The sequence below is a fragment of the Lysinibacillus sp. UBA5994 genome, from assembly GCF_002429725.1.
Lineage (GTDB): Bacteria > Bacillota > Bacilli > Bacillales_A > Planococcaceae > Lysinibacillus > Lysinibacillus capsici.
Genome location: NZ_DJAU01000026.1, coordinates 147,708 through 166,699 on the forward strand (window position 1 = coordinate 147,708; position 18,992 = coordinate 166,699).

Below are 18,992 nucleotides of genomic sequence, written 5' to 3' on the forward strand. Positions count from 1 at the left end.
CTATTAAAACAGAAATTACTTTTCCGAAATCGTTTCTAAACGTTGAGTAAGAACTCGTTGTATTTTCTATAAAATTTTTCTGGCACAGCGAGATCAATTTCAGCTAATTTTGCCTCTATAGATTCAAAGAATTTTATACATTCTTGTTTCCTATTTTGTTGAATTAAGAATTCTAACAATTGAAACATATACTGTTCATTGTATTCGTCTAGCTCTAAAAGCTTTTGTAGGCAATTATACTTTAATAAAGTGTGGGCAACGTCTGTACGTGCAATATACTGTTCAAGCACATGTAATACAGATTGCTTTAAGCGGAGCCTGATTTGATTAACCCATAAATACTCCTCATCTATTAAAAAATCACCCTCATAGCAATTCAATAACTGCTGAATGGATTTCTCATCATGTTGATCCTGCTCCAATAGTTGATTCAGCTCATCATAATCAGTTTGAATTTCCGCATTTAATTTATAGTGATTATTGACCAAGAGTATGGGATCTTGAATACCATTGTCCTTTAATATCTTTCTTAAATGATAAATAGTTGTATGTAAATTACTAGCTGCCTTTTCAAAGTTCAAATCTGGCCACAATTCCTCTAAAAGAACTGCATTTAACATAGGCCGTTTTTGGTGAAATAGTAAATATAAAAATAGTTCACGTACTTTTCTTGTTCGCCACTTAATCACATTATGTTGAACATCCAGTAGATAAAAGCTGCCTAATGTATGCGCATATAATGAGTTTTTCTTCTCATCCCTCGGCGCCACCGTCACGACCATTTTTTTCTGTGCTTTTGTTAACGCATTAATCAGTCGTTTTTCCTGTACTGGCTTTAATAAATAATCTGTTGCCTCAACTTCAAAAGCCTCCACGGCAAATTGTGTATGAGCTGTAACAAAAATGATTTGTAAGGATGGTTGCTTGTGTAGGAGATGCTTTGCAAGTTGCATACCGTGTGTGTCAATCATTTCAATATCTAAAAACACTACATCAATTATTTCTTTTTCAAGAAACTGGAGGGCCTCAGTTGGATTTGTAAATGTTCCCTTAATGTTAATCTGAAATTGGGCAAGTTGTTTAACCATAATAGATAAAACATCAATGGCCAATTTTTCATCATCAACGATCATTATATTCATGTGACACCACCCTCTGGTAATAAAATGACAATTGTTGTTCCCTTTCCTTCTTCGCTGTAAATTCGTAAACTAGCATTTTTTATTAATTTAAATTTCTTTAATGGATTCATAAAGCCAATTCTTGTACTTTCTTCATTTAGCAATTGGTGCAATTTTTCTTCTGAAATTCCTACACCATTATCATAGATTTTAATTCTTACAAATTGTCCCTCTCTCTGTAGGCTTAATTCTATGGTCCCTCCCTCTACTTTCTTAGAGATCCCATGGAACACTGCGTTTTCAATTAAAGGTTGAATGGACAATGCAGGGATTCCTAATTGTATCGATTCGTCAATATCATATTTAATACGTAAACGATCTCCAAAGCGCATTTTTTCAATTGATAAATAGGCTTTTACAAGCTCCATCTCCTCATCAATGGGGACAATGCTATTTCGATAATGAACATTCAGTTTTGCACGGAAATAAGTGGCTAAACAATAAAGAGCTTCACGTGTGTTTTCCATATCTGTATAACTTAAACCAATAATCGTATTAAGTGTGTTATATACAAAATGTGGTGTGACCTGTGAATATAAATAGTTCATTTCTACTTCGATTGCATCGATTGATGATTGTCGAACAGCCAATAAAGATTCAATACGAATAAAAAGTTCATCGGTAGAAATCGGCTTTTGTAGATAATCATTCGCCCCTACTTTTAACGTTTGCAGTAAGTCAGATTGCTTCATAACTGTAGTTAAGATAATTATTGGTAGTTCCAGCATATCATATTGTTTACGTACACGTTTACATAACTCATAACCCGACATGCCATTCATCATTAGGTCGATTAACATACAATCTACATGATTGGTTTTAATATAATCGATCGCATCAAAGCCGTTATCTAAGGCGATCACTGTATATCCCTTTAAACTTAGTGCTTCCGTTAAAGTTTTTATATTGACATGGTTGTCATCTACCACCAGTATTTTTTTATCACTTCCTTTATGAATAAGGGGCAGTCGAAGCTGTATTTCTGTATCTGTATGTGATGTAATGGTAGCTTGTTCATTACTTACGTTTTCTAGTGTTGAGAGGGGCATTGTAAATGTAAATGTTGTCCCTTCCCCTACAGTGCTTGTCACATAAATGTTACCATTTAATTTTTCAACAATATTTTTAGTGATACTTAGTCCCAAACCTAGCCCTTCTTTATTATGATGATTGTTTCCTTGATAAAAGGCGTTAAAAATACGATCTAATTCTTGTGTCGGAATTCCACAGCCTGTATCACTTACTTGGATGACCATCTGCTCCTGTTCAACATGCGCAGTGACTGTGATTGTTCCATTTTGTGTAAATTTAATAGCATTATGCAGCAAATTATATAAAGTTTGTTTAAAGCGTAATTCATCAGTGTAGATCTTTGGCAAATCTAAGTTTATCTCTGCTGTTACCCTTACTTGACTATTTTTGGGCATAAGACTACGAATTTCGGCTACTACCTCATGTATAACAGATAGAGATACACTGCGTAGACTAATCCTTACTTCTCCTGTCATTTGATTAGAAGAAAACAATAAATCTTCTACTAAATGACCTATGCGCTGTGTAACGCTGTGAATTAGAATAACTTGTTCCTGTTGAGATCGTTTTAATGGTCCTTGAGCACCTTCCATTAAGGATCTGGATATATTTAATATTCCGTTTAGGGGGGCACGGAGTTCATGCGAAGTTTTCAGAAGAAATTCATTCTTCATTTGATTATGTTCAAGCAATTCTTCTGACAATGCTGCTATTTTTAAAACAGCTTGATTGGCACGATAATTTAATAATGAGGCAAAGCCAAATAATATTAGTAAAAATAACATGAATTCTGTATAGTCAAAAGGCATCCCAAATAAAAAGTTACAAATGAGTAAAATAGAATAACAACTAATCGCTGTAATAACTATTAGCACATAACGCACAGCCTCTAAACGTTTTAGCATGACCTTTATAAGCAACCATATATTATAGAAAATAACTGGAGCCGTGACACTGATATAGATTATTTTTCTCATAATCATTTCAAATTCTGAGGAGGCCCTTTCATTTTTTGTAAAGGGATTATAGATACCGTACATAACAAACACGATACCAAGTAATATGGCAAGCGTGTATAAAATTTTTCTTTCTAGTAATTGTGGATACATCGCATTTATAAAAAATGTTAAAGCAAGCAATGCGAGTGGAATGATTCCTAATTGCAGACGTAATTGATTGACCGTCGATAGATCAGTAAATAACAGAAAAAACACTTTTTGATTGATAAACGACATATAAAATCCTAATGAAATAGTAAAAAGACCAAAGAATAACTCTTCCTTACGCTTGCGATTCTGTAAAAATGTAAAGACATAGATCGCACCAACTATAATATGGCCTATACTCACTACTATATCTAAAAACACTTTCCAGTGATAATGCTTTTGAATAGCCTTCATTGTACCAAATTCAATAGGATAAACAATGCCAGCCTGAGGATAATTGTAATTTGCAACATGGATGACAACGTCTAGTCTTTTATTGACACTAGGAGAAAAAACGGTATATTTATCATCATTTTCAGATGCATATGCGCTTAAAACAGTACTTGGATTTCCTTTAGCACCCACCTCAACGCCATTAATGAATACACGACTAGCTTGACGAATCGTTCGAATATATAGGCCGTAAACTCCATCTGATGGTACCTCTATGTTGACGTGATAGGTTCCCACCGAAAGCCCCTCTTCATTTGGCTCTACATATGCTTGCCAATTAAAGGGTACATTTAAATTCAGTTTTTTATGTTGATAGCTATCAAAATTTTCCCCCAAAGAAATTAATACATTTGGATAAAAGGCCCATTCTCCTTCTAGCTTTACAGGCTTTAATAATTGCTCTTCCTCTAACTTTCCTACACCTTTATGTATAATTTTTGGCTGATTAGTGGAGAAATAATGCCAATTACCAATAAAAAAAACAATCACAAAAAGCATGATTATACTTACAATAATTATGATATTTTTTTTCATTTTCGTGCCCCCAAAGATCGATCATTTATGATGTATCTTTACATCATATTGCTCACTGTTTTTACAATCAACCCCTTTTGAGATAGTAGCATACTGTGTTTGAACAAAATCTAAACAAGCAATAATAATACCTTTCTTGATGTTTTGTTTGTTGTTATTTTAAAAAAATGATTGTGAGCGGATTAAAAATTTTTATTAGCCTCTGGAAACATGTGAAGTGAATTGTTTTCAATAAATTACTATTGTCTAAATAGACTTTCCACATTATTGAAGGGAAATATTAATCATTAAAATTTTTCTAAAAAAATGTTATTATCAGAAAGGATTTTGATTGATGGAGGATTTTGATGAAGGTTGATTTTGAAGAGTTATTAAATGGTGTTTTTTCATCTTTACAAACTATTGATGGAGTAAAATCCGTGAATTTCATTCTTGAAGTACTAAAGGATCGAATTATTTTCCCTGAGATTACCACTTTAATATTGAACACTAGGTTTGAACTGGTTTATTTATTTAACGAGCAGAAAGTAGTGTTTAAAACATTAAAAGAAGTATTGATTGATTCAAATTATATAGAAGAAATTAATTTAATCAATCAACATTGTCATTCAATTGAAAGTATTCTAAATGACTTTGTTCACACAGATACATTTAAAAATTATTCTTTAAGTCTCCTTTCCTTTAAATATAAAGAGAAAATTCCGAATAGTTAATATTGTGATGGTGAAAACGTCCTAAAAATGGAGCGTGGCAAGTGCTTTTTCTCCAAACTCCATTTTCCAGACGCTAGACCTAGTATTTCTGTTGATATAAAATGGTTTGGGCAATTCCGATAAAATATTCGGATTCTACAATGATATGATTTAATACAACTTTAGCTGTAGGATTTGCGCTTATCGGTTGACTTTCTTGCATAAGCGTTCGGCAAAATTGGATAAATTGATCACTCTGTTGCAAACAGAAGGAAGTAAGCTGTAAAATATCCTGAAACAGAGCTGGAGAAACTTGTCCCTGGGAACGATTGACGGTTTCTATATATCTCACAACTTGCTGATGTGTTTGAGCGAAAGCTTTTTCCCATTCCTTTAACGCATCGACATATTGCTGCTCCAAATCTTTCACAAGCTCTCTTATTACTACTGTATGCTCCTCTTCTTGATGTTTCCAAAATTCAGCTTCATCTAATACACGTAATGGCATTTGATGGCCATAGTAAAATTGCATAAAAATCCCCTCCCACTTATCTCTATTATGTATATACAAGAAATGTGGAAATAGAACTTTGAAAGAGATTCACGTCATAGTAGAACTGTTAAACCAAGCATTGTTTAATAGCTTAATGCCTGTGTCAATCTCATCTTCCGCTAGATTAGCAAATCCAAGTAATACCTTTGCAGGCTGAACAACCAAGGGATTTGCATAAAAAATAGATGTTGGGTAGACATTAACACCAGCCATTTTTGCTGTATCAATCAATTCCTCTTCAGTCATCTTATTTTTTGGTTCAAGTAAAATATGTAAGCCACTGCTGGCTCCATAAATTTTCCCATTTTCCCCGAACGTTTGTTGAATGGACTTTAGTAATGCCTCATATCTTCGCTTATAACTATTTCGTGTTTTATTCAAGTGTCTCTCCCAATGCCCACTCTCTATAAATAGCTGTAACGTATGCTGATGGAGTCTAGACACAGTTTGAACATAGTAATTGTTTTGATGAAATAAACCCATTAATTTTCTAGGTAATATCATATAGCTTAGCTTAATGGCTGGAATCAAAGATTTTGAAAAGGTGCCCATATAGATGACGCGATCACTTGAATCTAATCCCTGTAGTGCAGGAATCGGTTTTCCAGCATATCGAAATTCCCCATCATAATCATCCTCAATGATATAAGCATCTTCTTCCTTAGCCCACTCTAGTAATGCTAATCTTCTTGAGATAGGCATAACCGTTCCAAGGGGAAATTGATGGGAGGGTGTGACATAAACAGCCTTGATGTTATTGTTTCTTAACGGATCGATATGAATACCATGCTCGTCAAGTGGGATTGGTTTCACCTTTATACCATTATCTTTAAACAAGTAACGAACGCGATAATAACCTGGATCTTCCATAGCAAAAAGCTCATTCCGTCCAATTAGGTTACATACGATACCAAGAAGAAACTGCAAGCCTGCTCCTATAACGATTTGCTCTGCACTGCATTGCACCCCTCTTGATTCATAAAGGTAGCTTGCCATATAATTTCTTAATTCCAGCTCTCCCTGTGGATCTCCATATAAAAGGAGTTGAGCCTGTTCTTCATCAAGGCTCTGCATTGATAATTTACGCCATATTTTAAAGGGAAAATCTTTTAAATTAATATCTCCATAATTAAAATCGTACTTAATTGCTGGTCGTTCTTGTTTCTGCTGAGTCGCTAATTGTGGTTCAAAATGATGAGGGCCTCCTTGAAAATAACCTTTTTCAAGATCAACCACATATAGTCCATCTCGCTCTTTACTTATCACATAGCCCTCTGCAAGGAGCTGCTGATAAGCTGCATCTACAGTGTTGCGACTAATCTGTAAATGTTTAGCTAGACTACGCTGAGACGGCAATTTGCTTTGAGCCCTTATCTTTCCATTTTGAATTTCTGCTTTTATATAGTTATATAATTGAAGGTAAAGTGGTTCCTCATTATTCAGGTTTGGTGTCATTTCGAGCATGATTCTTGGCTCCTTTAGAAATAGCGTTGTTGGCACTTTTATGAGGTGCCAGTGATTGATTATAATAAAATCTACATCGTTGAGCAGAAAATGTAAATACGTGCCTACATAATTATTTGTTTATTCGAAAAACTCACGATGATTTTATGTATAAGGAGAGGTTTCCATGTATGTTCCTAAGTATTACAAAGTATCGGATTTAGAAGAAATCAAAGAATTTATTCAACATAATTCCTTTGCAACAATCGTTTCAATTCGAAAAGGTAAGCCTATTGCAGCCCATATACCCGTGTTGCTGAAAAAAATCGAGGATGACTTTTATCTGACAGGTCACTTAGCCTATGGTAACCCTTTATGGAAGACCTTTGAGGAAGTACAAGACATTCTCGTGATATTTAATGGTCCACATGCCTATATCTCTTCTTCGTGGTATGAGCATGAAAATGTGCCAACCTGGAATTATCAAGCTGTCCATGTATATGGAAAGGCAAGTCTGATTGAAGGAATAGCTTTAGAACAAGATTTGACTAGCTTACTTGAAAAATATGAGTCATTCCGTGAAAATCCTGTGTTGTGGGATAAACTATCTCCTGAGCTTTTGCAGCAAGAAATGAAAGGAATAAAAGGGTTTAAAATAAAGGTTGAAGAAGTGCAGGCAGCCTATAAATTAAGTCAAAATCGAAATGCTAGTGATTACGCCAACATAATAAAGGAACTTTATAAAGAGGAAAATCCACATGCTGATGCGTTAGCTGAGGCGATGAAGAAAAATAGAAGCCATTAAAATAGCAGGCAGAAATGTTGTGAATCAACGTTTCTGCCATAAAATTTAGGCAAGTGTTTTCGTCATGATAAGATCAATTTGTTCTTCATCACCCATATAAAATGAATGGGCGCCTGTTTGGACAAAGCCTATTTTCTGATAAAAACCGATGGCACTGTCATTTTTCTCCCAAACCCCTAGCCAAATGCTTTTTTTGTTTTGAGCCACAGCCTCCTCTATTGCTTTATTCATAAGGTATTTGCCAAGCCCTTTTCCTTGATATTGATGTCGAACATAAATTCTCTCCACCTCTAATGACTCATCCCCCATTAGTTCGGATTGTGCTTCGTTGACATTTACTTTTAAATAACCAGCTATTTCTTCCTCATAATAGATAAAATAGAATGCTGAATCCAAATTGGCCAATTCCTTCTCTAGCTGTTGCTTATGAAAGGCACGCTCTAAATAAGCCTTCATATTTTCAGGGGAGTTCTGGTCTTTAAATGTATCATTAAATGTTTCAATACTTATTGCTTGAAGCTGTTTTAAATCTGCGTGCTCACACTTCTCTAATTTAACAGACATTGATTCCACTCCTTTGTTGTAAACTCTTTCTGGATTTTATATTGCAAATGCAATAAAAAGAGTATATAGTCAATTTAACGCAATTTTGTTGTATTTGCAATAAAAATAGTAGGAGGAGGTCTTTTTGTTGAAATATGTCTTTTATGTAGTGGGCATTTTAATTTTAACGCTAGGTATTTCGCTCACGATTCAATCTAAACTCGGCACATCACCTTTCGATGCGCTTCTAGTAGGATTATCTAAAAATGTGGGGCTAACTGTAGGTAGTTGGGAAATCATCTTAGCTCTCCTATTAATAGGTAGTAATTCCCTATTAGCTAGACAAAGACCTGAAATTTTAGGGTTGGTTACTGCATTGATCACTGGCATAGGGATTGATATGTGGTTATTTTTATTACATGATATAGTATCCCCAGATCTTTGGTTTAGCCAAGCTGTCTGTTTTACCACTGGATTAGTTGTGGTTGGGTTAGGAACGGCAACTTATTTACATACAAATTTTGCACCAATTCCTGTAGATCGACTTACTTTGATCATCAAAGAATTAACAAGAAAAACGGTTTTCTTCTCAAGAACCCTTATTTATATTTTATTTTTAATGTTAGCTATCATTTTTAATGGCCCCATCGGTGTCGGGACATTATTAACAGTTTGCTTAGGTGGTTATATCCTCCATTTTTTTATGCCGATAACTGGAAGAATACTAGATAATATACTGAACAACTCCTAAAATATAAAACCAGATTCTCGTTCAAGAATGAGCTCTGGTTTTGATGACTAATTTTCCCCAAATTCCACACCGTATTGATTGAAAATGGCTTGGTATTTATTTTGAAAAATGGACCACCTCTGTTCGGTTCCATGCTTCTTCTGCAATGCATTATAATAGAGCTTTGCTGTTGTTACATCATTGGCTTGTAATAACAAATGAAAACTTTCTTCGCCCAAGTGCAAAAATGGCCCTGCTATATAATAATCAACAATGGATCTTGCAGAAGTCATCGTTTCATAGAAATTATGAACCTCCTCTAACCCCAGCAGCAATAATTTTGTTATTTCGTCCAAATTTGTAGTGGCTGTGATGGAAAATCGATCAGGTGCATCTTCGACAATGGAGTTAATCCTTCCTCGGAAGTGACATTCTGCTTCTTTGGGTGCTGTCACCATTTCTCTTGATTGTAGCCGTGCTAGCTCTGCCGCATATATCCCACAGTTCACATAAAACATCATAGTGTCGGCTGTATTACCAGAGGATTTTTGGAAATTGATCAGATAGATAAGGTTTTCAGTTGTTCGATAGAAATTCAATCCTTTCTTTTTAAAGCCTAGCTTGATTAGAAATGGCTTGATGTCCTGTTTTATTAATTCATTAAAAATTTGCTGCAATGGAATACCTCCTTCTCCTTTAGTATCCATTCGATTTATGTTTCCTTATTATTTCATTAGCTCGCAGCTGTATTTCTTCATGTTGAACCTACTTATTTTATATAGTTTAACGTATCCATTGCTCAAAAACATAAATTAAGGCTAACTTTTCCTATCTAACAGTAAACGACTTTGCAGTTACGGGAGCTACATAAAAGCAGAATTTTCTACCACCATCCTTAGTGTCATAACGTAGTATCACCTAAAAATAATAATGTTTAAATAACCGTTATGTTGGAAAGCCACTATTACAATAACGATTTTTCAATTGGATAAAACGTTTAAATTAACACTTATGTCCCTATAAATCCATTAATTTCATATATTTTTAGTAAAATTGCCCATTATTATTGCAAAAGTTTTACACAATTAAAATTAAGGTTTCAATTTTGGTGATTAGGGGTAATTGGTAATATTATTGAAAAATAACTCTGCCCTATTTCATGCTATTCTTACTTTAGTTCAAAGGCGAAAGCTTTTTGAGAGGAGTAAGATTGATTTGAAGAAAAAATGGTTACTACCCATTTTCGCATCGTTTATGTTCTTTACAGGTATGGGTATTCATGATGCGAAAGCGGCAACAATAGCAGATATAACAAATACAGCCAAAGCATATATTGGAGCTCCTTATAAATATGGAGGAACGGATATTAAGACAGGTGTGGATTGCTCTGCATATACACAGTTAGTTTTTTCTAAGCTAGGCATTTCATTAGAGCGTACATCTAAAGCTCAATACCAACAAGGTACTTCGATCGCAAAAGACAATTTAAAAACGGGTGATCTCGTATTTTTTAATACATCTGGAAGCGGTGTTTCACACGTTGGTATATACATAGGTGACAATAATTTTATCTCAGCTACTACAAGTTCTGGGGTTAAGGTAGATACAGTGAATGACCCATACTATTGGGGTTCACGTTATGTAGGGGCAAAACGTATTGCCAACTTCTCAGATTATGGAGAAGTAAAAGATGCGGAAATTGACTTTAGCATATATGCATCGCGTGGTGAGGTAGCTCTTCGATTAGCTAATAAATTACATTTAGATACGAGTAATACGAATTCAAGTTTCCCAGATATTAAGCCTTCGTCTAAATATGCAGGTGCTGCAGAGGCACTTAAAAAAATTGGCGTTTTTACGGGTGATGATAATGGAAAGTTCAATCCTGGTTCTCCAATGACACGTGGACAACTATCTAAAGTCTTAGTGGAAGCATTTCATTTAACACAACAAGGGACAGCTGAACAATTTATTGATGTTCCAGGCTCACATTGGGCAAATAATTATGTAGGGATCCTTGCTTCGAATAAAGTAACCGTAGGTAAAGGTGACGGCACATTCGGTGTGAACGACAATGTCACATTGGTCCAATTAGAAGCCTTTATCCAACGATTAGCTCAATAACTACTAGAATAGGTATTTCATCTATAGATGAAATGCCTTTTTTTAGTCTTACTAGGTTTCCCCACCTCTATATAAAATTTCTTAAGAAAAAACGGGCGTTGCTAAACTGAAGCAACACCCGTCTACTATTATTCCTCTACCTGTTTTCCAGCAACTTCCCCACCTGTGTGATTATCATAGTTAGGCTTAACTCGCTTTATAAAGAAGGCAAGTATGAGTGCGATGGCCGCAATCAATGTGGAAAGGAAGAACGTATAATTGATGCCATGTAGCATGGCTTCGTTTAAGATTTGCTGTTTTACTTCGCTGGCAGACTGTGTCGTAGCCTGTGCTGCATTGGCACTCATATTGTTCATCGCACCTGTAGCCAATTCCTCTGCCTTGGCAGTTGTTTTATTGTTCATAATCGTAATCAGCACCGCAGAACCAATCGCACCAGAAACCTGTTGTAATGTGTTGTTCATAGCTGTACCGTGTGGATTATTGTGTGCTGGTAGCTGATTTAAACCATTTGTCATCACGGGCATCATTACCATAGACATCCCAAACATACGTAATGTATACAGCAGCACCAATGTAGAATAAGCTGTATCCATGCTAATTTTACTGAAGTAATATGTCGTAACAATGGTAATGATCAAGCCAAATACAGCCAAGCTTCTTGCCCCGTATTTATCAAAGAGCTTCCCTGTAATCGGAGACATAATTCCCATCACTATGGCACCAGGCAGCATGAGTAGACCTGAATCCATTGGGGAAATACCACGAATGGTTTGTACGTAAATAGGCATTAAAATCATAGCCGAGAACATCGCCACCGAAATAACGATGGAGATGGCTGAGGATAAGGCAAACATTGGATATTTGAAAATCCGAAACTCAAGCATGGGCTCATCCATTCGTAGCTGACGAAGGGTAAATGTAATTAAAGCAATTGTCCCAATAATAATTGTTCCATATACAAGGATATGATCCCATCCTTTTTCACCTGCGGAACTAAAGCCATAAAGCAAGCCGCCAAATCCAATGCTTGATAGAATAAGAGAAATCACATCGAGCTTAATGGCACGTTGTGGTGTCACATCCTTTAATTTAAAGGCTGCAAAAATTAAAGTTAAAATGGCAATTGGTAGCACAAGATCAAATAACATTCTCCAGCTATAATGCTCGATTATCCAACCAGAAAGCGTCGGCCCGATCGCTGGAGCTGTAATCATGACAAGACCGAACATCCCCATTGCAGCTCCTCGCTTTTCAACTGGAAATGCAGTTAGCATCACATTCATTAATAAAGGCATCATGATTGCTGAGCCTGCAGCTTGAATCATACGTGCTGCTAATAACACACCAAATGCAGGTGCAATACTAGCTAGAAATGTACCTAATGTAAACAGAGCCATCGCTGTAATAAATAATTTTTTATCTGTAAATCGTTGAATGAAGAATGCACTGGCAGGAATTAAAATACCGTTAATTAGCATATAGCCTGTTGAAAGCCATTGTACTGCAGTGGCTTTCACATCGAATTCGTCCATAATGGCTGGTAGTGCAATGTTGAGTAAGGTCTCATTTAAAATAGCAACAAAGGCCCCGATAAATAAAATGGCAATCATGCCATAAGGCGCTTTTGTCTCAACTGAAATGGTTTTCTCTGACATATAGTATCAGTCCTACTTTCTTTATCTTTTTCAATTTCATTCACATGTTTAGGAAGCCATTTGATTGTCTCAAACAATGGAGCTTCTTCGTGTGTTTGTTCCCCCAATCTGCTGTTTTGCCCCTGCTGATTTCATCGCAACCACCCCTCAAAAAAATTAAAATTAAAATTGTTGACGACACAATAGATTGTATTGTATAATTAAAATAGGGGTAATGCGCGGTATAATAATTATACAGTGTCTATCTCTATAAATTTATCACAAGACTATACATATTTCAATGTATTTCTCATAAATTTTTTCCCAAAAAGTCGATCCCTGAACTACAGGAATGCGACTTTTTTTGTTGTCGTTATTTTTTAAATATTCCTTCCCTAGTGTTAATTCATAATGTAGTGGTGGCTTCTTGTAAGTGTAGCGGCGATTATGCAAAACACTAATGATAGCTCCACCAAATTGTCTTCTTGCACTACTCAACTACTTTTAATGAAAAAAAGCAGCCACCTAGCATCGATTGAATATCGAGACTAAGTGGCTGGATGGTGTTTTTTTAACTAAGATTTAAGTGTCCGTATAGAAGGGGTGCCTATTTCCCCACTATACCTTTGTGGGAATTAAAATATAATAAGGTGTGACTGCCTTGATGTTTTCTCATCAGCAGCCTAAAGCTAACGATTGAGACTGTTTGAACAGGTAAAACTGAGAAAACCAACGATACTTGTTGTGAATTTTTTAAATCTCTTGATTAAAGTGTTTGCCTATTTTTATAGCGAATCAAGTGAACTACCTCTTCACTGATATCTTTCTCTTGCTACTAACAGGTTTGTCCTATCACCTTCCAGATCATAAAAAATTTCATTACTTGTGTGAATAATTGTGAATCCATCCACACTGCCATGATAGTAGTTAGCCTTAATGGATAGTTGTTATCCATGACTCTATCTTAAATACTTTCTAGCGAATTTAAACCATCCACTTAAGCACTTTCTCAGCCATCCACTTGGCTATAATTTACAAAATTACTAGAAGCTATTTAGAGCTTGTGCAAACCTTTTAATCCCCTCATTGATTGAATGAACATCCTCCCTCGCATAAGTGAAGCGTACAAAACCCTTTTTGGAGCCCATCGTAGATCCAGGAACATAAATGACGCCTCGCTTAATGGATTCCTCAAGTAATTGCGTTTCGTTATATTCCTTGAGAACATGACACCATAAATGTATCCCACCTTGAGGAATGGAAAACGTCACTTCGTCCTTTAAATACATATCGAGGCTCTGTACAATGGTATCTCGTCGTGTTTCTAATTCCTTCACTAAATGCTTAATATGCAAATTAAAATTAGGAGATTCTAAAAAATCATTGGCAATCCATTGCGTGAAACTAGAATGCCCAAAGTCAATTTGTTGCTTGGCATCGGATAGTCGTTCGATTACAGATGTAGGACCAACAATCCATCCTATTCGTAAGCCTGAGGCTACAATTTTGGACAAAGAGCTAATATATAAAACATTCCCGTTCTTATCGAGCGATTTAAGCGTAGGCATTTTATCCCCCGAAAAAGCTGTTAGGCTATAGGGGTCATCTTCTACTACTGGTATACCTAGTTTAGAGGATATGTCTAGAATAGCTTCTCTTTTCTTTAAATCTAAGGAAGATCCCGTAGGATTATGAAAATCAGGATTTAGAAAAATCATTTTAATTCGATGTTTTTTATATAATACTTGCAAATCATCCGGGTTAATGCCATCCTTATTGACAGGAAGATAATGGATTTGTAAGCCTGCTGTTTTAAATATAGGCAGATTAAAGTTGTAAGAAGGATCTTCTATGGCGACTGCATCTCCAGGCTTTAACAGGCATTGGACAATCAAATGTAGGGCTTGCTGTGCTCCTGAAGTAATCAGTATGGAGGAAGGCTTTGTCTCAATTCCTCTGCTTTTTTTAATATGCCGTGAAAGAGTTGTCCGTAATATGTCACTCCCTAAAGGATGGTCATACCCAAGGCTACCGATAAATGAACGCGTTGCGGTAATTTCTCTCAAGGCGCTTTTGGGAAAAAGATCCTCGGATAATTCGCCAGTAGCTAGATTAATTAATTTATGTTCAATAGCCTCTTTTCTAATTTTTTGGGTAACAGGAAGGTTCGGTAAAAAGGAACCTGCCTCAATATAGCGATTCCAGCTAGGAATTCGTTTCCTCGTAATGCCCCAGATGTCTTTGCTAATGGTTGTGCCACTTCCACGATTTCGTTCAATCAGCCCCATTGCTTCCAATTCATCGTATGCATTAACTACCGTACTTCTGTTTACACTCAAAGCGTTTGCTAAATAGCGCTCAGATGGTAAGGGTTTATCGGGCGGGAATGTCCCATCTGCAATCCCCTTTTCAATGTATTCTGCGAGCTGCTTATAAATCGCTTTTTTTACTGTTCGATCAGGTTTCCAATCCATGTTTACTCACCTCAGTTATGCCTTATCCTTTCTTAGCTCTAGTAAATAAGCTAAAAAGACAATCATACTATAACAATATTTGAAACTAACCATCCATTTCCTTATTAATTTCACCATCCACTTTCAATTTCAATCCATTTTTTTGATAAAAGCCCTTATTTGATGCGCATTTCCCTCTATAAAATTATACTGAAATTATTTTTCTCGTTTGAGAACATTCTGTGTTATCTTGGAAAACGCCTTGTCTTTCAAAAGAAGTCCCCCTATTATAAAAATCAATTGTGAATCGAATTCCATACAAACCCGTAGTAGCCTATAGCACTTCAATGAAACAGTTAAAGGGGTTTGTTTATGAAAAAAAGTTGGCTCAGATTAATTGGTCTTTCCACTATTGTCACTATGCTAACAGGCTGTGACCCATTGTTAGTATTAGATCCAAAAGGACCTCAAGCTCAAGTGCAAGCCAAAGATATTATGCTTTCGATAGGGATTATGTCCTTTATCGTACTCATTGTTTTTGTGTTGTTAGCTTATATGTTAGTGAAATTTCGTGCATCTAAGCAAAGCCCTGACTATAAGCCTCCCCACATTAAAGGGAGTACAAAGGTGGAAATCATTTGTGTAGGTATACCCGTTTTAATTGTAGCGTACCTATCCTTTATTTCTGTTGAAAGTAACTATAAGGTGGAATCTACACCAGAGAAATACAAACAGGAAGAGCCGTTAATCATTTATGCTTCAACATCGAACTGGAAATGGCATTTTAGCTATCCAGAGGAAGATATTGAAACGGTGAATTATTTGTATATTCCTGCAGAGCGTCCTATCGAATTTAAACTTTATTCTTACGGACCAATTACAAGTTTCTGGATTCCTCAACTGGGTGGTCAAAAATATGCAATGGCCGATATGGTGAATACATTGCATCTGGCTGCGGATCTACCTGGGGAGTATATGGGGAGAAATGCAAACTTTAATGGTAAAGGGTTCGCTGAAAATACGTTTAACGTAACAGCAGTGACTCAGGATGAGTTTGATGATTGGGTGAAGGAAGTAAAAGCAACAGCTGAACCATTAACAGAAGAAAAATTTAATACGTTGCTAGAACCAGGACACGTTGGCCAATCAACCTACACTGGTACACATTTAACATTCCTGCCAGCCCCTGAGGGTGAGAATGGTGGACATCAGCATGGTACATCACACATTAAAGATCATGCTTCTCAACAAAACGATCATTAATTAAAAGGAGACATAGTCATATGGAGTACTTCGAACGATTTGCTATACCCCATCCAAGCCCAGCTATCTATGCATCGATGGTTGCGATTGGACTGACGGTGATAGCAATTATAGTTGGCTTAACCTACTTTAAAAAATGGGGCTACCTTTGGCGTGAATGGTTAACAACCGTTGATCATAAACGTATTGGTATTATGTATCTAATTTCTGCCCTTCTGATGCTTTTCCGTGGTGGAGCAGATGCTATTATGATGCGCGCCCAAATGGCTGTACCTGACAATACATTACTTGATGCGCAGCATTATAATGAAATCTTCACAACACATGGAACAGTCATGATTATTTTTATGGCCATGCCTTTTATTATGGCCTTTATGAATTATATTGTGCCCTTACAAATCGGTGCAAGAGACGTTGCTTTCCCGCGATTGAATGCATTAAGCTTTTGGCTATTTTTCATGGGGGCCATGTTACTAAATATATCCTTTGTTATAGGTGGCTCCCCTGATGCTGGCTGGACGAATTATTTCCCTCTAGCAAATAATGAATTTAGTCAATCTGTAGGAACAAACTATTATTTATTTGCCTTACAGATTTCAGGTCTTGGCACATTAATTACTGGTATTAATATGATTGTGACGATACTTAAAATGAGAGCACCAGGCATGACACTTATGAAAATGCCGATGTTTACGTGGTCTTCATTAGTAGCAAACGTGATTATCGTTTTTGCTTTTCCAGTTTTAACGGTAGCTTTAACGATGGGAACTTTTGACCGACTATTTGCTACTAATTTTTTCACAACATCCGATGGTGGTATGGATATGCTGTGGGCAAACTTTTTCTGGGTCTGGGGGCATCCTGAGGTTTATATCCTGATTTTACCTGCGTTTGGGATCTACAGTGAGATTATTTCTACTTTTTCAGGACGCAATCTCTATGGCTATAAATCAATGGTCGGCTCCATGGTAATCATTTCCTTCCTTTCGTTTTTAGTATGGACACATCATTTCTTTACGATGGGACAAGGTGCTTTAACAAATAGTATTTTCTCGATTACAACGATGGCTATTGCCGTCCCAACTGGGGTTAAAATTTTTAACTGGTTATTCACCCTTTGGAAAGGAAAAATTGTTTTTACAACGCCAATGCTTTACTCCATGTTATTTATTCCTACCTTTACAATAGGTGGCGTAACGGGTGTAATGCTTGGCATGTCAGCCGCTGACTATCAATACCATAACACAATGTTCTTGGTTGCCCACTTCCATATGGTGATTATTCCTGGTGTTGTCTTTGCTATGCTAGCTGGCTTACATTACTATTGGCCAAAAATGTTTGGCTTTATGTTGAATGAAAAAATCGGCAAGTGGACGGCTTGGATTATTGCCGTCAGTACGCTGCTAGCCTTTATGCCAATGTTTGTCTCTGGCTTAGATGGACAAGCACGCCGTATGTACACTTATTCTGCTTCTACTGGTTTCGGGCTGTGGAATATGATTTCGTTTATCGGTGCAATTGGCTTAACAATTGGTTTTATCTTAATTGTTTGCAATGTTATTTACAGTATTCGTTATTCACCAAGGAATGTTGGGTCGGATCCATGGGACGCTCGCACATTAGAGTGGGCTACACCAAGCCCTGTGCCTTATTATAATTTTGCCAAGGTTCCACACGTGATTTCAACAGAAGCGTTATGGGATGCAAAATATCATCAGCATGAACTGTTCCCAGAGCCATATAAAAAGATTCATATGCCGAATAATAGCGGTGTACCTTTCATATTAGGCTGTATTTTCTTTGCATGGGGCTTCTCCTTTGTTTTTGGTATGTGGATACCAACAATTCTCACAACTATTGGTATTTTTATCTGCATGGCTCACCGTTCATTGGAAAAAGATCCAGGACACTATGTACCTGTCGAAAAAGTGAAAGCAACGGAATCGAAATTGCGAGGTAGTCAATTATGAAAATCGATCAATCACTTCCTTTAGAATATAGTACTCAGCAAAATCAATTGAATATATTAGGCTTCTGGGTGTTTATTGGTGCTGAAATTATGCTTTTCGGCACATTATTTGCAGGTTATTTTGTTTTAGTAGACCGTACTGGGAATGGTCCAACAGGAGCGGAGATTTTTGAAATTACACCTGTTTTATTTGAAACGTTTATTCTTTTAACAAGTAGCTTTACCATTGGCTTAGGTATACATGCTATGCGTAAGGGCTATACGAAAGCAATGATATGGTTTTATGTTTTGACATTAGTACTCGGTGTCGTATTTATTAGTTTTGAAGTTTACGAGTTTATGCACTATATTCATGTTGGTGCGAGCTTACAGACGAGTGCCTTTACGGCTGCCCTTTTAACAACATTAGGAACACATGGTGCACACGTTACCTTTGGGGTATTTTGGGGAATGTTCATCGTCTATCAGCTCATCCAACGTGGTTTAACACCAGAAACAGCCAATAAATCGTTTATCTTCTCTTTATACTGGCACTTTTTAGATGTGGTCTGGATTTTTATTTTCAGCTTCATTTACTTGAAAGGAATGGTGTAA

15 protein-coding genes are annotated in these 18,992 nt (G+C 36.3%); 7 read left to right on the forward strand and 8 right to left on the reverse strand.

What is annotated here, in order from left to right; translation table 11 throughout:
- Nucleotides 1-35: 35 nt before the first annotated feature.
- Both B3D98_RS08860 and B3D98_RS08865 read right to left on the reverse strand, forming a co-directional pair.
- Entirely contained in the window at nt 36-1,142 is a 1,107-nt protein-coding gene (locus tag B3D98_RS08860) for a response regulator (RefSeq protein ID WP_288582469.1), read from the reverse strand.
- Entirely contained in the window at nt 1,139-4,186 is a 3,048-nt protein-coding gene (locus B3D98_RS08865; RefSeq protein ID WP_288582472.1) for an ATP-binding protein, read from the reverse strand. The genes B3D98_RS08860 and B3D98_RS08865 overlap by 4 nt, the downstream gene beginning before the upstream one ends.
- Before the next feature lie 347 nt (nt 4,187-4,533).
- Here B3D98_RS08865 and B3D98_RS08870 point away from each other — a divergent pair, with 347 nt between their 5' ends.
- Nucleotides 4,534-4,899 (forward strand): hypothetical protein, encoded by a 366-nt coding sequence (locus B3D98_RS08870; protein ID WP_288582473.1) that lies wholly within the window; start codon nt 4,534-4,536, stop codon nt 4,897-4,899.
- A 79-nt stretch (nt 4,900-4,978) separates the two neighbouring features.
- Here the strand turns inward: B3D98_RS08870 and B3D98_RS08875 are convergent, their stop codons facing one another.
- Together B3D98_RS08875 and B3D98_RS08880 are read right to left on the reverse strand one after the other, a co-directional pair.
- Nucleotides 4,979-5,410, reverse strand: coding sequence for a DUF2935 domain-containing protein (locus B3D98_RS08875; protein WP_066036753.1), 432 nt, complete (start codon nt 5,408-5,410; stop codon nt 4,979-4,981).
- 69 nt (nt 5,411-5,479) lie between these two features.
- Complete coding sequence (locus tag B3D98_RS08880) at nt 5,480-6,895, reverse strand: PLP-dependent aminotransferase family protein (protein WP_288582475.1); 1,416 nt, start codon at nt 6,893-6,895, stop codon at nt 5,480-5,482.
- 166 nt (nt 6,896-7,061) lie between these two features.
- Here B3D98_RS08880 and B3D98_RS08885 point away from each other — a divergent pair, with 166 nt between their 5' ends.
- Nucleotides 7,062-7,679, forward strand: coding sequence for an FMN-binding negative transcriptional regulator (locus B3D98_RS08885; protein WP_279495044.1), 618 nt, complete (start codon nt 7,062-7,064; stop codon nt 7,677-7,679).
- A 45-nt stretch (nt 7,680-7,724) separates the two neighbouring features.
- Here the strand turns inward: B3D98_RS08885 and B3D98_RS08890 are convergent, their stop codons facing one another.
- Nucleotides 7,725-8,243: a GNAT family N-acetyltransferase gene (locus B3D98_RS08890; RefSeq protein WP_054550151.1), complete on the reverse strand. Its 519-nt coding sequence runs from the start codon at nt 8,241-8,243 to the stop codon at nt 7,725-7,727.
- Nucleotides 8,244-8,370: 127 nt separating this feature from the next.
- Between B3D98_RS08890 and B3D98_RS08895 the strand changes: the two genes are divergently transcribed.
- Nucleotides 8,371-8,973: a YczE/YyaS/YitT family protein gene (locus B3D98_RS08895; RefSeq protein WP_131520219.1), complete on the forward strand. Its 603-nt coding sequence runs from the start codon at nt 8,371-8,373 to the stop codon at nt 8,971-8,973.
- Between the two features lie 47 nt (nt 8,974-9,020).
- Here the strand turns inward: B3D98_RS08895 and B3D98_RS08900 are convergent, their stop codons facing one another.
- Nucleotides 9,021-9,629 carry a DUF4304 domain-containing protein gene (locus B3D98_RS08900; RefSeq protein WP_288582480.1) on the reverse strand — a complete coding sequence of 203 codons (609 nt, stop codon included), beginning with the start codon at nt 9,627-9,629 and terminating at the stop codon, nt 9,021-9,023.
- 538 nt (nt 9,630-10,167) lie between these two features.
- On the opposite strand from B3D98_RS08900, the gene B3D98_RS08905 reads away from it, so the two are divergent.
- Nucleotides 10,168-11,076: a C40 family peptidase gene (locus B3D98_RS08905; protein ID WP_048392783.1), complete on the forward strand. Its 909-nt coding sequence runs from the start codon at nt 10,168-10,170 to the stop codon at nt 11,074-11,076.
- Between the two features lie 128 nt (nt 11,077-11,204).
- Here B3D98_RS08905 and B3D98_RS08910 read toward each other — a convergent pair whose 3' ends face one another.
- Together B3D98_RS08910 and B3D98_RS08915 are read right to left on the reverse strand one after the other, a co-directional pair.
- Entirely contained in the window at nt 11,205-12,734 is a 1,530-nt protein-coding gene (locus B3D98_RS08910) for a DHA2 family efflux MFS transporter permease subunit (protein WP_112118655.1), read from the reverse strand.
- 1,022 nt (nt 12,735-13,756) lie between these two features.
- A complete protein-coding gene (locus B3D98_RS08915) occupies nt 13,757-15,187 on the reverse strand; it encodes a PLP-dependent aminotransferase family protein (protein ID WP_054550146.1) in 1,431 nt (476 codons plus the stop codon).
- Nucleotides 15,188-15,538: 351 nt separating this feature from the next.
- Between B3D98_RS08915 and qoxA the strand changes: the two genes are divergently transcribed.
- Genes qoxA through qoxC form a run of 3 tightly spaced genes read left to right on the forward strand, consistent with a single transcriptional unit; the run spans nt 15,539 to nt 18,992 of the window.
- A complete protein-coding gene (gene qoxA, locus B3D98_RS08920) occupies nt 15,539-16,429 on the forward strand; it encodes a cytochrome aa3 quinol oxidase subunit II (RefSeq protein ID WP_054550145.1) in 891 nt (296 codons plus the stop codon).
- Between the two features lie 20 nt (nt 16,430-16,449).
- The gene (gene qoxB, locus B3D98_RS08925) at nt 16,450-18,399 is read left to right on the forward strand and encodes a cytochrome aa3 quinol oxidase subunit I (protein WP_288582486.1); all 1,950 of its coding nucleotides are present in this window, start codon (nt 16,450-16,452) and stop codon (nt 18,397-18,399) included.
- Nucleotides 18,396-18,992 (forward strand): cytochrome aa3 quinol oxidase subunit III, encoded by a 597-nt coding sequence (gene qoxC / locus B3D98_RS08930; protein ID WP_036079094.1) that lies wholly within the window; start codon nt 18,396-18,398, stop codon nt 18,990-18,992. The genes qoxB and qoxC overlap by 4 nt, the downstream gene beginning before the upstream one ends.

Bases quoted from the DNA above. Each gene is read 5' to 3' on its own strand.
- B3D98_RS08860 (WP_288582469.1), bottom strand. From the start codon at position 1,142: ATGAATATAATGATCGTTGATGATGAAAAATTGGCCATTGATGTTTTA.
- B3D98_RS08865 (WP_288582472.1), bottom strand. From the start codon at position 4,186: ATGAAAAAAAATATCATAATTATTGTAAGTATAATCATGCTTTTTGTG.
- B3D98_RS08870 (WP_288582473.1), top strand. From the start codon at position 4,534: ATGAAGGTTGATTTTGAAGAGTTATTAAATGGTGTTTTTTCATCTTTA.
- B3D98_RS08875 (WP_066036753.1), bottom strand. From the start codon at position 5,410: ATGCAATTTTACTATGGCCATCAAATGCCATTACGTGTATTAGATGAA.
- B3D98_RS08880 (WP_288582475.1), bottom strand. From the start codon at position 6,895: ATGCTCGAAATGACACCAAACCTGAATAATGAGGAACCACTTTACCTT.
- B3D98_RS08885 (WP_279495044.1), top strand. From the start codon at position 7,062: ATGTATGTTCCTAAGTATTACAAAGTATCGGATTTAGAAGAAATCAAA.
- B3D98_RS08890 (WP_054550151.1), bottom strand. From the start codon at position 8,243: ATGTCTGTTAAATTAGAGAAGTGTGAGCACGCAGATTTAAAACAGCTT.
- B3D98_RS08910 (WP_112118655.1), bottom strand. From the start codon at position 12,734: ATGTCAGAGAAAACCATTTCAGTTGAGACAAAAGCGCCTTATGGCATG.
- B3D98_RS08915 (WP_054550146.1), bottom strand. From the start codon at position 15,187: ATGGATTGGAAACCTGATCGAACAGTAAAAAAAGCGATTTATAAGCAG.
- qoxA (WP_054550145.1), top strand. From the start codon at position 15,539: ATGAAAAAAAGTTGGCTCAGATTAATTGGTCTTTCCACTATTGTCACT.
- qoxB (WP_288582486.1), top strand. From the start codon at position 16,450: ATGGAGTACTTCGAACGATTTGCTATACCCCATCCAAGCCCAGCTATC.
- qoxC (WP_036079094.1), top strand. From the start codon at position 18,396: ATGAAAATCGATCAATCACTTCCTTTAGAATATAGTACTCAGCAAAAT.